Here is a 13,192-nt window from a genome sequence, read left to right as displayed (position 1 = left end):
CGATGCAAAGGGTAACGTTGATCGCCCCGAGAGTCTCGGTCACCTTTGGCCGGATTGTCTTTGTGCCTGAGCACAGGGTTTGCCGCCAGACACTGTGCGGGTGAACAACCGACTGCCGCGTTTTTCAAGGATCTTGCCCATCATGTTTGAACTCGATCACGACCTCGCCCAGGACATCGTCGACCGGGCCATGGCCATTTTGCCTTACAACGTCAACGTCATGGACAGTCAGGGGCTGATCCTCGGCAGCGGCGAACCGGAGCGTATCAATACCCGCCACGAGGGTGCGCAACTGGTGCTGGCCAACGGTCGCGTGGTCGAAATCGACGCGCAGACCGCCGTGCATTTGAAGGGCGTGCAACCGGGCATCAACCTGCCGCTGTTGCTCGATCAGCGTTTGATCGGCGTGCTCGGCATCACCGGTGAGCCAGAGCAACTGCGCACGTATGCCGAACTGGTGCGCATGACCGCCGAAATGCTCGTCGGCCAGCGCAATCAGCAGGCCGAGCAGCAATGGCGGCGCCAGCGTTGCGATGATTTGCTCGCGCTGCTGTTGAGCGAGGCGGGGGATTCGCCGCGACTGGTCGATGAAGCGCAGCAGCTCGGGCTTAAACCGCAACTGACGCGGGTGCCGTATCTGTTCGAGCTGGGCCTTGAACATGGGCCGGGGCAAACCGTCGAGGCGTTGAGTGCCTGGCTGATGTCGCGTTATCCCGATAGTTGGTGCGTGAGTTCGGCGAAGTCATCGCTGCTGTGGTGCCGCCCGGCGAATCAGACCGTCGAGCACGACCGCTTGCTGGAGAAGCTCGACGGCCTCGGCTGGAAGATTCTGCGCATCGCCGTGGGCGGGCAGGCCGATGGACTGGCCGGGTTACGTCGGTGTTATCGGCGGGTTGGTGATTTGCTCGCCTATGGCCGGGAAGTGTTGCCGCACTCGCGATTGCTGACGTTGAACCGTTATCGCTTGCCGGTGATGTTGTGGCGGCATCGCAATGACGATGCGCTGGACGAATTGCTTAAACCGTTGCGCAAGGTGATCGCCAAGGACGGCAACGGCCAGTTGCTGGCGACGCTGCGCAGTTGGTGCGAGCACGATGGCCAGAGTCAGGCGTGTGCCGATGCGTTGGGGATTCATCGCAACAGTTTGCGTTATCGGATGGAGCGGATTGCTGAACTGAGTGGAGTTGATCCGTTGCGGCTGGACGGAATGTTGGCGCTGTATCTTGGGGTGCAGCTATTACCCCAGACAGATCTGTCAGCATGAGGTGATTTTGAGGCCGCCATCGCTGGCAAGCCAGCTCCCACAAGGGTTGATGGTGTTCACTACATTTGTGTTCACCGACAATCCCTGTGGGAGCTGGCTTGCCAGCGATGGCGGCCGAACATTCACCGCCACTTTCCCTGTCTTTGTGAAAATGAACAATAAACGCCCCCGCCACTTGTGCAGCGGACCGGCGTCAACGCTCAGGCAGACTGGCAGCATGAGGGGCATTGCAACCGGAGAATTCGCATGAAGATCGTCATCGCCCCCGATTCGTTCAAGGACAGCCTCAGTGCCCAAGGCGTCGCCGAAGCCATTGCCCTCGGCCTTGCTCAGGTCTGGCCGCACGCGACCTTGGTCAAATGCCCAATGGCTGATGGTGGCGAAGGCACGGTCGAATCGATCCTTGCCGCGTGCGAAGGCGAGCTGCGCCGCACCCGCGTGCGCGGCCCTTTGGGCACAGCCGTCGACGCTGCATGGGGCTGGTTGCCGCACAACCACACCGCAATCATTGAAATGGCCGAGGCCAGCGGCTTGCAATTGGTACCGCTGGGGCAGCGCGATGCCTGCATCAGCAGTACTTTCGGTACCGGCGAACTGATTCGCGCAGCGCTGGATGCCGGCGCGCAACGGGTGATTCTGGCGATTGGTGGCAGCGCGACCAATGACGGCGGCGCCGGTGCGGTGCAAGCGTTGGGCGTGAAGTTGCTCGATGCGCAAGGACAGACGTTGGTACCCGGCGGCTTGGCCTTGGCGCAACTGGCGCGTGTCGATTTGAGCGAACTTGACCCGCGACTGGCGCACGTGCGCTTCGATATCGCAGCGGACGTCAATAACCCACTCTGCGGTCCGCACGGAGCTTCCGTGATTTTCGGCCCGCAGAAAGGTGCCTCACCGGCGCAAGTGCAGCAACTCGATCAGGCCTTGGGGCACTTCGCCGAACTGTGCGCACAAGCGTTGGGCAAAGACGTTCGTGATGAGCCGGGCAGCGGCGCGGCAGGTGGTTTGGGGTTTGCGGCCAAGGCCTTCCTCAGTGCGCAATTTCAAGCCGGGGTGGAAGTGGTTGCCGAACTGGTCGGCCTCGCCGAAGCCGTCAAAGGTGCCGATCTGGTGATCACCGGGGAAGGGCGCTTCGATGCCCAGACCTTGCGTGGCAAGACGCCGTTCGGCGTTGCGCGGATTGCCAAACGGCATGATGTGCCAGTGATTGTCATTGCCGGAACGTTGGGCGAGGATTACCAAGAACTCTACGATCACGGCATCGATGCAGCATTCGCCGTGACCAGCGGCCCGATGACGCTGGAGCAGGCCTGCGCCGAAGCACCGCGCCTGTTGCGCGAACGCGCGACGGACATCGCCCGTGTCTGGCAGCTCGCTATCGACCGCTGAGCCTGATCAGCTGCCGAAGGCTGTGATCTTTTGATACTGCTTTTAAACGTCAAAAGATCGCAGCCTCGTTCCACTCGACAGCTCCTACACAAAACAACCAACTGTGTTTCATTGCTGTAACACCCTGAAAAATAGTTGCTCTTGACCCGCAATCTTCCTCAAGCCTGGCCGATACAGCTAACAGGCGCGCACATAACTTCCTAAAACAGTGACGCCGGACTGGACCCGCCCCCCTCGGGCCAGTGATGACGCATGGACGCTCGTAGTTTCTATCTTTCGAGAGCTCAACTATGTCCCTGCGTAACCTCAATATCGCGCCCCGTGCCTTCCTCGGTTTTGCCTTTATCGCCTTGCTGGTGATCGTGCTCGGCGTGTTCGCCGTCAACCGTATGTCGATCATCCGGCAGGCCTCCGTCGAGATGGATTCGACGCAACTTCCCAGCGTGACGCAACTTGCCGTAGTGACAGAAAACGTCCTGCGTCTGCGCATTCTGTCGTTCCGCGTGCTGGTCAACCGCGAAGCGGCCGGGTTGCAGGAAGCGCAGACCCGCATCGGCGTTCTGGTCGACAAGGTTCGCGCCGCCCAGGCCAGTTACGCCGCACTACCGGCAAGTCCGGAAGAGCGGGCGTTGTACCAGACCTTCGCGACCACGCTGGACAACTACCTGCAAGCGCAGAATCAGATGATGGAGCTGTCGCGCCAGGACAAACTCGACGAGATGCGCACCCTGATCAACACGCGGATCAAGGACGGCACCGACCAGATGGGCGAACAGCTCAACAAGCTGATAGCGATGAACGCCGCCGATGCAAAGACCGCTTCGATTCAGGCCGGCCAATATTATGACAGCGCCATCACCGGCATCATTATCGTCGCTGTTTTCGCAGCCGTTGCCACGGTGCTACTGGCCTGGCTGCTGACCCGCAGCATCGTCACGCCGCTGAACCGTGCCGTGCAGGCCGCGCAAACCATTGCTGACGGCAACCTCAGCAAAGTCATCGAAGTCGATGGCAAGGATGAAGCGACGCAGTTGCTGCAGGCGCTGGCCACCATGCAGAGCAACCTGCGCAAAACCATCGAGCAGATCGCCGGCTCCGCCACGCAACTGGGCGCTGCTGCCGAAGAACTCAGCGCGGTGACCGAAGAAGCCTCCCGTGGCCTGCAGCAGCAGAACAACGAAATCGAACAAGCCGCCACCGCCGTCAACGAGATGACCGCCGCCGTCGAGGAAGTCGCGCGCAACGCCGTGTCGACCTCGGAAGCCTCGAACCAGTCGACCCACGCCGCCCGCGAAGGCCGCGATCAAGTAGTGAAAACCGTCGACGCCATCCAGACCATGACCCACGACGTGCAGAACACCGCGCACATGATCGAAGGTCTCGCCGCGCAGGGCCGCGACATTGGCAAGGTTCTCGACGTAATCCGTGCCATTGCCGAACAGACCAACCTGCTGGCGCTCAACGCGGCCATCGAAGCGGCCCGCGCCGGTGAGGCCGGGCGGGGGTTTGCGGTGGTGGCGGACGAAGTGCGCGCACTGGCTCATCGCACGGCGCAGTCGACCCAAGAGATTGAAAAAATGGTCGCCGGCATTCAGAACGGTACCGGCGAAGCGGTTTCGTCGATGCAGCAAAGCAACCAGCGCACCCAGACCACCCTGGAAATGGCCCGCGCCGCCGGTGTGGCGTTGGAGCAGATCACCCAGTCGATCCATCAGATCAACGAGCGCAATCTGGTCATCGCCAGCGCCTCGGAAGAACAGGCGCAAGTGTCGCGCGAGGTCGACCGCAACCTGGTCAACATCCGCGATCTGGCCACGCAATCGGCTGCCGGGGCCAACCAGACCAGCGCCGCGACCCACGAATTGTCGCGTCTGGCGGTGGATTTGAACGCCATGGTGGCGCGTTTCGTGATTTGAGAAATACGGAATTGTCTGAAGTGGGCTGAAACAGGTTATTGCTTCAGCCCGTTTTGACAAATCGCTGTTTCAAGAAAGGTTTACTTTAATACTTTCGTAAGCTGAGAACGGTCCTTTATTTCCTGCACGATCTACAAGCCTGTAAAAAGCAAGTTTATCGCCTGAGCCATATGCACGGATAATTTCGCCACTCAGTTTGATAACAGTAGGTGAGCTCGAGTCATGCACCGCTGTAATGATGATAGGACTATTCGTAAGTAAGCCATAGTGAAATTCGATACTGTCGCAGGCTCGTTGCTGCAGATAGCGGGGAATGGTTACCAAAACTTCATCACCGTGTTCGACTAGATACTTCTGTGTAATCCCGTCACTGATGACCTCTTGCGGAAACTGTACAATTTCTCCAGGACTGCCGTAGTTTGGAGCTGTTACATCGATCGTAAAAGGCGTACTCTCTGACGTCTCTGGATTCCCTGCTGTATTCACTATGTATGAAACCTGGTGTACGCCTTCCTTTTGCAGGTAGTGCTCGGGGATATGGGCTGCAAATGGGAAAAGCGCTGGATCAATAGGCGTCACGAAATTAAAGTTTGCCACTCTCTCCCCGTTTAAGAGCAGTATCAATATTACGGGTACGTTTAGTGGATTATCTGAACCTGGCCATTTCTGAATCAATAATTGCAGGGGCGCTGCCAACGCACTCAATGGCAACAAGTTAATTTGACTGTCAGGGAAGTTTACTAACGCGGCGGGGATTGCCGGTGGGGCCAGTTCGTGAATTTCTTCATTAAGATTTGTCATCGTTTTAACGCTCCGTTGTTTCGATAAGAAAGACCTGCAAATGTTTCCGCAGGTTAATTAAGAGGGCGTTCTTGAAGTTGGTCTACTGTCAACTCTGACAGGTAGGCATCCGACCGGAAATCGAGCACAGTACGAAGTTTTTCTTCAAATCCATCTTGCGGACAAAACGGCTGGCGCGTTTCGTGATTTGAGATACGGTGAAGGCTGGAGACCGCGCCATCAGGAGACGTACATGCGCTATTCAGCCTTGACCCAACGAATCGCCGGGGAGGGAGCCGCTGCCTGGCAGATTCACGACCGAGCGCTGGAGTTGCGCGCCGAGGGTGTCGATATCCTGCTGCTGAGCATCGGCGATCCGGATTTCGATACACCTCTGCCAATTGTTCACGGCGCGATCGACAGCTTGTTGGCCGGCGATACCCATTATTCCGAAGTACGCGGTCGTTTGGCACTGCGCAAGCTGATTGCCGAACGGCATCGTCAGCGCAGCGGGCAAGCGGTCGAAGCCGACCACGTAATCGTTATGCCCGGCGCGCAATGCGCGGTGTATTCGGTGGCGCAATGTCTGCTGGATCCAGGCGATGAAGTGATTGTCGCCGAACCGATGTACGTCACCTACGAAGGCGTGTTTGGCGCTTGCGGCGCGACAGTGGTGCCGGTGCCGGTGCGCCCGGAAAACGGCTTTCGCGTAGACCCCTTCGATGTCGCTGCGCGGATCACGCCGAAAACCCGCGCCATGCTGCTCAACAGCCCGAACAATCCCAGCGGCGCGAGCCTGTCACTGCTGATCTGGCAGGAACTGGCGGCGCTCTGCGTGCAGCATGACTTGTGGCTGATCAGCGACGAGGTCTACAGCGAACTGCTCTATGAAGGTCAGCACGTCAGCCCGGCGAGTTTGCCGGGCATGGCCGAGCGCACGGCGACAATCAACAGCCTGTCGAAATCCCACGCCATGACCGGCTGGCGCATCGGCTGGATGATCGGGCCGACATCGCTGGCCGAGCATTTAGTCAATTTGTCGCTGAGCATGTTGTTCGGCCTGCCGGACTTTGTGCAGAAAGCCGCAGAGATTGCGTTGCAGTCAGACCTGCCGGAAGTGACGCAAATGCGCGAGGAATATCGCCTGCGCCGGGATCTGGTGTGTGAACGTTTGCAGGGTTGCCCGGGGCTGTATCCGATCCGTCCGGATGGCGGCATGTTTGTGATGGTTGATGTGCGTCAGACCGGGCTGGGCGCCCAGGCGTTTGCCGAGCGGTTGCTGGAGGGTTATGGCGTGTCGGTGCTGGCCGGTGAGGCGTTCGGGCCGAGTGCGGCGGGGCATATTCGCATCGGGCTGGTGCTGGATCGGGTGAAACTGGCGGATGCCTGTGCGCGGATTGCGCTTTGCGCGGCGCAGCTTTTACAGGCGCGCAGTGCTTGATGGTTTTGTCTTGCCTGCACTGGCCCCATCGCTGGCAAGCCAGCTCCCACAGTGATTTGAGGTGGACATGATATTTGTGTCCGCTCGAGAACCCTGTGGGAGCTGGCTTGCCAGCGATTGGGCCAGAACAGGCACTGAAGATCTCAGCCCTGCCAGGCCGATGGATTCACCAGATTCGCCGGCTTCTCTCCCTTCAACGCCGCCAACAGATTCTCCACCGCACAGCGCGCCATCGCCTCGCGCGTCTCATGCGTCGCCGAGCCCATGTGCGGTGTCGCCACCACATTATTCAGCTGCAACAGCGGCGAATCATGGTTCAGCGGCTCACGCTCAAACACATCCAGCCCCGCCGCACGAATCCGTTGATGACGCAGCGCCTCAATCATCGCCGCCTCATCGACCACCTTGCCCCGCGAGATATTGATGAAGATGCTGTCCGGGCGCATCAGTGCGAACTGCTCGGCGCCGATCAAGCCTTCGGTCTGCGCCGTCAACGGCAAAGTCAGGCAAATGAAATCAGCTTGCTGGAGCAGATCTTCGAGGCTGCGGTATTGCGCATCAAATCGCGCCTCGACCGCCGGTTTGCGCGACTGGCTGTGATAGATCACCGGCATGCCGAACCCGAAATGCCCACGCTGGGCCAGCGCCTCGCCGATGCGGCCCATGCCGATAATCCCCAGCGTCTTGCCATGTACATCGGTGCCGAAATGCGCCGGACCGATGTTGCGGCTCCATTGGCCGCTGCGCACCATGTTCGCCAGTTCCACCACACGCCGGGCAGCCGCGAGGATCAGCGCGAAACCGGTGTCGGCGGTGGTTTCGGTAAGCACGTCCGGGGTGTTGCTCAGGAGGATCTGGCGTTGGTTCAGGTAATCGATGTCGTAGTTGTCGACGCCCACCGAGACGCTGGCGATGGCTTGCAGTTGCGGCGCCAGATCCAATAACGCCGCATCAAGTTTCAGGCTGGCGCCGAGCAAACCGTGGGCACGGGGCAGGGCGTCGCGCAGTTGCATGACACCGTCGGCGTCGAGGCTGTCGATCAGCGTCACTTCGCACTGCTCTTGCAGACGCGCCATCAGCGCGGGCGAAAGTTTCTTGTACAACACGACCTGTTTTTTCATGGCAAAAGTCTCTTCAGGAATGCGCTGGCACGGCACGCGTGGCAACGGCTTTGGCAACGACGCGATCACTGGCGCCGGGCTTGAGAAAAATAGTCAGCACCACCGACAGCAGCAGCGCGCCGCTCATCAGCAGGTACGAAGCGCCGGGCGAACCGGTGGAGCTGTTCAAGTAACCGACCAGATACGAGCCGCCGAACGAACCGAGCGCGCCCATGCTGTTGATCAGCGCCATCGCGCCACCGGCAACGTTGGCCGGGAGAATCTCCGGGACGATGGCAAAGAACGGCCCGTAAGGTGCGTACATGCAGGCGCCGGCAATCACCAGCAGCGTGTACGACCACCAGAAATGTTCAGCGCCCAGTGCGTAAGAACCGTAAAACGCAATGGACGCGATCAGCAGCGGCGGCCAGACAAAACGTTTGCGCTTCTGCAACTTGTCCGAACCCCACGACACCAAAAGCATGCCGATCACCGCCGCCAGGTACGGCAGCGCCGACAACCAGCCGGCCTCGATCATGTCCATTTGCGCGCCGGCCTTGAGGATCGACGGCAGCCACAGCACAAAGCCGTAAACGCCGATGCTCCAGCAGAAAAACTGCAGCGCGAGAATGATCACCTTCGGCGAACGGAACGCCTCGGCGTAGTTCTTCACCGCTTTGATGCCGACCTGTTCGGCAGCGAGTGCGCTTTCCAGATCCTGCTTTTCCTGATCATTGAGCCACTTCGCCTGAGCCGGACGATCATCGGCCAGACGCCACCAGATAAACGCCCACAGCACCGCCGGCAGGCCTTCGATGATGAACATCCAGCGCCAACTGAAATGCTGCACCAGATAACCCGAAACCACTGACATCCACAGCATGGTCACCGGGTTGCCGAGGATCAGAAAAGTGTTGGCCCGCGAGCGTTCGGCACGGGTGAACCAGTGGCACAGGTAGACCAGCATTGCCGGCATGACAGCGGCTTCGACGACACCGAGCATGAAGCGGATGACGATCAGCCAATAGGCATTGGAGACCACGCCGGTCAACGTGGCGAGACCGCCCCAGAGAATCAGGCTGACGAAAATCAGTTTCTTCACGCTGTGCTTTTGCGCGTAGATCGCACCGGGCACCTGGAAAAAAAAGTAACCGAGGAAGAACAGTGCACCGAGCAGCGATGACAGGCCCGGGGTAATCATCAGGTCTTCGGCCATGCCCGAGGCGGCGGCAAAACCGTAGTTGGCGCGATCGAGATACGCCAGGCTGTAGGTGATGAACACGATCGGCATGATGTACCACCAGCGGCGGGTGGCGAGGGTTGCGGTTTTCATGGGTCTTGCTCCTGAGCTTGTTGTTTTTGTCGCAGCAGGTTCAATAAATCGGTTGCCTGTCAGGGCCTCATCGCTGGCAAGCCAGCTCCCACAGGGATCTCGGGTATGTCAAAGATTGCATTTCCACCACCAACCCTTGTGGGAGCTGGCTTGCCAGCGATGGCGGCCTCAAATTCGCTGAAGAGTTCGGCCCGGGTCGGAAGGCCCTCCATATCCCCGCGACTCTGCACCGCCCGACTGCCAATCCAGTTCGCGCGCTGCACCGCCTCGGCAAAACCCTGATGCTCCAGCAGGGCGCTGATCATCCCCACCGCAAAGCCGTCACCGGCACCGACCGTGTCGACGACATTGGTTACCGGCACACCCGCGACAAAACCCTGATCCAGATGCGTTCGGTAATACGCACCCTGCGGGCCAAGTTTGATCGCCACCGCTTCGGCACCTTGATCGAGATAAAACGCAGCAATGTCCGCCGGGTCTTCGAAACCGGTCAGCAAACGGCCTTCACTCAAACCCGGCAGCACCCAATGGGCGAGGGCGGCGAGGCGGTTGATCTCGGTGATCATTTCGCGCTCGCTGGCCCACAGGCTTGGGCGCAGATTGGGGTCGAAGGACACGCTGCGCCCGGCATTGCGCATGCGGGTCATCAGTTCAAAGGACATCTCCCGCGTCGAGGCTGAGAGCGCCGGTGGGATGCCCGTGGCATGCAGATGACGAGCGCTCAGCAGATTGGTCGTAATCGACTGCGGCGACAAATGACTGGCCGCCGAACCGCGCCGGAAATACTCGACCTGCGGATCGCTGCCATCGTCATTGCGGGACTTGAACTGGAAACCGGTCGGGTGTTGTTTATCGACATCGACATGGCTGCAATCCAGGCCTTCCTTGATCAAGGTCTGCACCACAAAGCGCCCGAGCGAATCGTTACCGACGCGGCTCAGCCATGCGACGTTGAAACCCAGACGCGAAAGCCCGATGGCGACATTGCTGTCAGCCCCGGCGATGCGCTTGTGGAAGTGCTCGACGGCGGCCAGATCACCGGTCTGCTCAGCGACCAGCATCGCCATGGTTTCACCGAACGAGAGAATATCGATCTCAGACATGAGCAGGCTCCAGGCGGGATTGGCCGAGGCGGGCGAGCGCGGCGACGTGCTCGCTGGTCAGTTGCACCAGATCTTCGCCCTGCAATGGGTATTCGGCGGCGCGCATAACGCCTTGGGCCATGTGCCGCAACAGTTGTTCCCACAGGTGTAAGTCGCTGATGGCGGGAGGCACCGCGACCAGTTTGCCGTCAGCGCGACGGGCCACGGCTTTGCAATGCACATAACCGACATATCGGCCGAGCAGGCGGGCGGCGCTGGCGGCGGACTGGTCTTGCCACTGCCAGTTGCCGATGTCGAAAGTCATTTTGATTGGCAGGTTGTGCTGCTCGACGGCAGCGAAGAAACGCTGAAATGGCTCGATGCGCCCGCCGTGTAAAGTCTGGTCGTTTTCCACCAGCAACTGCACTGGGCTGCGTTTCAAACGCTCGGCCAAAGTTTGCAGATCGTTGGTGTCGGTGAAGTAGCCGAGAGAAACCTTGAGCCACTTTGAGCCGAATGCTTCGGCCTGTTGCAGCGCGGTGATCAACTCGGGATTAGGCTGCGCCTGCCCGGCCAGCCACAGTTCGGTGGGGGAGGAATAGATGCTTTGCAGGCCCTGCGCCTCGGAGGCCTGAGCCAGTTGCGCAGGGTCTTCACGCGTCAGCAGCTCTTCGCGCCACTCGATGCGATTGGCCCCGGCCGCAGCCAGAACAGCGATGAAAGCATCCTGCCCACGCTGGCGCACAAGCTCGGCGCCGTAGCTGGACAGACTGATGGAAACGGCGGGTTTATTCATTGTTATTGACCTCTGAAACCGGTTTCATTTTTGTTCAAAAAAATATCAGGTGTTTCTGTGTTGTCCTTTTGGGCCTCATCGCTGGCAAGCCAGCTCCCACAGTGTTCGGGTCGTACACAAGGCTTGGTACACCTCTAAACCTGTGGGAGCTGGCTTGCCAGCGATAGCGTCAGCTCAGACACCGCCAACCTCACGGGTTGACCCACGCTCCACCAGCACCGGCGCAAAATCCACCACCCGTGCCACCTCCTCATCCCCACGCAGGCGCTTGAGCAGACACTCAAACGCCCGCGCACCAATCTCCTGCGTCGGCTGAGCCAGCGCGGTAATCCCGCTGCCCACCAACGGATACCAATCCAGATCATCTAGGGCAATCAGCCCGACATCCTCGAACAATCGGCAACCCATTTGGCGTAACGCAGTCGTCGCAGCCAGCGCCGCTACGCCATTGGCGCAAAACAGCGCTTTCGGACCATTACCGGGTGTGTTTAAAAAGGTTTGAAGTTGCGCGTTCAGAGCGTCGCCGGTTTCCAGCACCGCCCCGGTCAGGGCCGACCGCTGGGCAATCTGTGCCTGAAAGCTGCTGACCCGTTCGATTCGCGAACTGGTGCCGTCAAAGGGTTCAGTCACCAGCATCAGATCCCGATAACCACGTTGCTGCAGATGCATAAGCGCCATTTCCACAGCTTGCGGGTTGTTCAGTCCGACCATGTCGCTGTCGAGCCCGTCGACCTTGCGATCCACCAGCACCAGCGGCATCTCGCGGCGCAACTCGTGCAACTCGTCGCGATGATGCCCCAGCGTGTTCACGATCAGCCCCTCGATGTTGTAAGAGCGCAACAGCGCCAAGTGCTGGCGTTCCTGCTCGTCATCGCGGTCGGTGTTGCACACCACCAGGCTGTAGCCGTGCGCACGGCAGGCGGTTTCCACCCCGTGCATTACGGCGATCGAATAAGGGTTGCGGATATCGGCCACCAGCATGCCGATCAGGCGTGTACGCCCACGTTTCAGGCCGCGAGCCATTTGGTTGGGGCGATAGCCGAGTTCCGCGATGGCCTGCTCGATGCGCAGGGCAATGGCATCGGAGAGCAGGGCGCGGTCCTCGCCGATGAAGCGCGAGACGCTGGCTTTGGATACGCCAGCGCGTTCGGCGACATCAAGCATGGTCACGCGGCTGCGCTGGGCGGCGGAGAAGTCGTTCACGGTCTGAAACCTTGTTATTGGATTTATAGGCTCAACGTCTGCATGCAGCGCTGAAACCGGTTTCAGGAAACACCAAAAACAAATCTTCCGTCAAGTGAATGATCACCAGCGGTCTTTGTGTCGCCGACGGGCGGGATCGCGTCAGCCGAACAAACCCGCGGCGATATTGATCGAAAATCCCAGAATCGCGGTGTTGAACACGAAGCCGATCAACGATTGCGCCAGTACGATTTTGCGGATATCGCGGGTGGCCACGCCGACATCTGCAGTTTGCACGGCGACGCCGATGGTGAAGGAGAAGTACAAGAAGTCCCAATAGTTGGGGGTAGTCAGCCCCTCGGCGAAGCGCAACGCCGGCTCTTTGCCATTCCAGGTGTAATACAACCTGGCGTAGTGCACGCAGAAAATCACCCCGATCAGCAGCCACGAGCCGATCACCGTCAGCCCGGTGAAACCGTAGTGCAGCAGTTTGCGCGTGGTTTCGAGGTCCTTGCTGCCAGCCAGCTCGAAGGTGATGGTCGCCAAACTCGCCAGCGCGGCGATGCACACCACGAACAGCACCAGCCCGGCATTTTCGTCTTCGACTTCAGCGATGCGTTTGACGTCCGGGGCCTTGGCGCGCACGGTCAGCCAGAACATCAGGATCAGGTAAGTCCAGACGCCAGCGTTCCAGCCGATGAGGATTTTGCTGACGATGGAATCGGCGGGGACCAGGAGACCGGTGGCAAGGCCGAGGAGGGCGGCGGCAGACAGGCGAGGGTGGGTGCGGGCGAGGAAGCGCATGGGGACTCACGTTGGTGAACTGTCTCTGCACCATAGCGTACGCAACCCTGCTTTTGTAGGAGCTGCCGAAGGCTGCGATCTTTTGATCTTCTAAAAGCAAAGTCAAAA

11 protein-coding genes are annotated in these 13,192 nt (G+C 59.7%); 4 read left to right on the top strand and 7 right to left on the bottom strand.

Annotation, left to right across the window (positions count from 1 at the left end):
- Positions 1-142 precede the first annotated feature (142 nt).
- The 3 genes from ACM6IN_RS00545 (at position 143) to ACM6IN_RS00535 (ending at position 4,566) form a co-directional block, all read left to right on the top strand.
- A complete protein-coding gene (locus ACM6IN_RS00545) occupies positions 143-1,264 on the top strand; it encodes a sugar diacid recognition domain-containing protein (protein WP_007912197.1) in 1,122 nt (373 codons plus the stop codon).
- A 246-nt stretch (positions 1,265-1,510) separates the two neighbouring features.
- Complete coding sequence (locus ACM6IN_RS00540) at positions 1,511-2,650, top strand: glycerate kinase (RefSeq protein ID WP_414915173.1); 1,140 nt, start codon at positions 1,511-1,513, stop codon at positions 2,648-2,650.
- A gap of 290 nt (positions 2,651-2,940) precedes the next feature.
- Positions 2,941-4,566, top strand: coding sequence for a methyl-accepting chemotaxis protein (locus tag ACM6IN_RS00535; protein WP_414915172.1), 1,626 nt, complete (start codon positions 2,941-2,943; stop codon positions 4,564-4,566).
- A 69-nt stretch (positions 4,567-4,635) separates the two neighbouring features.
- Here the strand turns inward: ACM6IN_RS00535 and ACM6IN_RS00530 are convergent, their stop codons facing one another.
- Complete coding sequence (locus tag ACM6IN_RS00530) at positions 4,636-5,367, bottom strand: hypothetical protein (protein ID WP_414915171.1); 732 nt, start codon at positions 5,365-5,367, stop codon at positions 4,636-4,638.
- Positions 5,368-5,599: 232 nt separating this feature from the next.
- On the opposite strand from ACM6IN_RS00530, the gene ACM6IN_RS00525 reads away from it, so the two are divergent.
- Complete coding sequence (locus tag ACM6IN_RS00525; protein WP_414915170.1) at positions 5,600-6,787, top strand: pyridoxal phosphate-dependent aminotransferase; 1,188 nt, start codon at positions 5,600-5,602, stop codon at positions 6,785-6,787.
- A gap of 143 nt (positions 6,788-6,930) precedes the next feature.
- On the opposite strand, the gene ACM6IN_RS00520 is transcribed toward ACM6IN_RS00525, so the two are convergent.
- The 6 genes from ACM6IN_RS00520 to ACM6IN_RS00495 form a co-directional block, all read right to left on the bottom strand.
- Positions 6,931-7,908, bottom strand: a complete 978-nt coding sequence (locus ACM6IN_RS00520) for a 2-hydroxyacid dehydrogenase (RefSeq protein WP_414915169.1) — start codon at positions 7,906-7,908, stop codon at positions 6,931-6,933.
- Positions 7,909-7,921: 13 nt separating this feature from the next.
- The gene (locus ACM6IN_RS00515) at positions 7,922-9,220 is read right to left on the bottom strand and encodes an MFS transporter (protein ID WP_007912186.1); all 1,299 of its coding nucleotides are present in this window, start codon (positions 9,218-9,220) and stop codon (positions 7,922-7,924) included.
- Positions 9,221-9,279: 59 nt separating this feature from the next.
- Complete coding sequence (locus ACM6IN_RS00510; RefSeq protein WP_007912184.1) at positions 9,280-10,323, bottom strand: sugar kinase; 1,044 nt, start codon at positions 10,321-10,323, stop codon at positions 9,280-9,282.
- Positions 10,316-11,098: a sugar phosphate isomerase/epimerase family protein gene (locus ACM6IN_RS00505; protein ID WP_007912182.1), complete on the bottom strand. Its 783-nt coding sequence runs from the start codon at positions 11,096-11,098 to the stop codon at positions 10,316-10,318. Before ACM6IN_RS00505 ends, ACM6IN_RS00510 begins: the two co-directional genes overlap by 8 nt.
- Before the next feature lie 174 nt (positions 11,099-11,272).
- Positions 11,273-12,301, bottom strand: coding sequence for a LacI family DNA-binding transcriptional regulator (locus ACM6IN_RS00500; protein ID WP_414915168.1), 1,029 nt, complete (start codon positions 12,299-12,301; stop codon positions 11,273-11,275).
- Positions 12,302-12,442: 141 nt separating this feature from the next.
- Positions 12,443-13,084 carry a DUF1345 domain-containing protein gene (locus tag ACM6IN_RS00495; protein WP_414915167.1) on the bottom strand — a complete coding sequence of 214 codons (642 nt, stop codon included), beginning with the start codon at positions 13,082-13,084 and terminating at the stop codon, positions 12,443-12,445.
- Positions 13,085-13,192 lie beyond the last annotated feature (108 nt).

Source organism: Pseudomonas sp. IT-P395, assembly GCF_949767675.1.
Lineage (GTDB): Bacteria > Pseudomonadota > Gammaproteobacteria > Pseudomonadales > Pseudomonadaceae > Aquipseudomonas.
This window is presented reverse-complemented; position numbering and strand designations above follow the sequence as displayed.

Bases quoted from the DNA above. Each gene is read 5' to 3' on its own strand.
- ACM6IN_RS00525 (WP_414915170.1), top strand. From the start codon at position 5,600: ATGCGCTATTCAGCCTTGACCCAACGAATCGCCGGGGAGGGAGCCGCT.
- ACM6IN_RS00535 (WP_414915172.1), top strand. From the start codon at position 2,941: ATGTCCCTGCGTAACCTCAATATCGCGCCCCGTGCCTTCCTCGGTTTT.
- ACM6IN_RS00505 (WP_007912182.1), bottom strand. From the start codon at position 11,098: ATGAATAAACCCGCCGTTTCCATCAGTCTGTCCAGCTACGGCGCCGAG.
- ACM6IN_RS00515 (WP_007912186.1), bottom strand. From the start codon at position 9,220: ATGAAAACCGCAACCCTCGCCACCCGCCGCTGGTGGTACATCATGCCG.
- ACM6IN_RS00495 (WP_414915167.1), bottom strand. From the start codon at position 13,084: ATGCGCTTCCTCGCCCGCACCCACCCTCGCCTGTCTGCCGCCGCCCTC.
- ACM6IN_RS00520 (WP_414915169.1), bottom strand. From the start codon at position 7,908: ATGAAAAAACAGGTCGTGTTGTACAAGAAACTTTCGCCCGCGCTGATG.
- ACM6IN_RS00545 (WP_007912197.1), top strand. From the start codon at position 143: ATGTTTGAACTCGATCACGACCTCGCCCAGGACATCGTCGACCGGGCC.
- ACM6IN_RS00540 (WP_414915173.1), top strand. From the start codon at position 1,511: ATGAAGATCGTCATCGCCCCCGATTCGTTCAAGGACAGCCTCAGTGCC.
- ACM6IN_RS00530 (WP_414915171.1), bottom strand. From the start codon at position 5,367: ATGACAAATCTTAATGAAGAAATTCACGAACTGGCCCCACCGGCAATC.
- ACM6IN_RS00510 (WP_007912184.1), bottom strand. From the start codon at position 10,323: ATGTCTGAGATCGATATTCTCTCGTTCGGTGAAACCATGGCGATGCTG.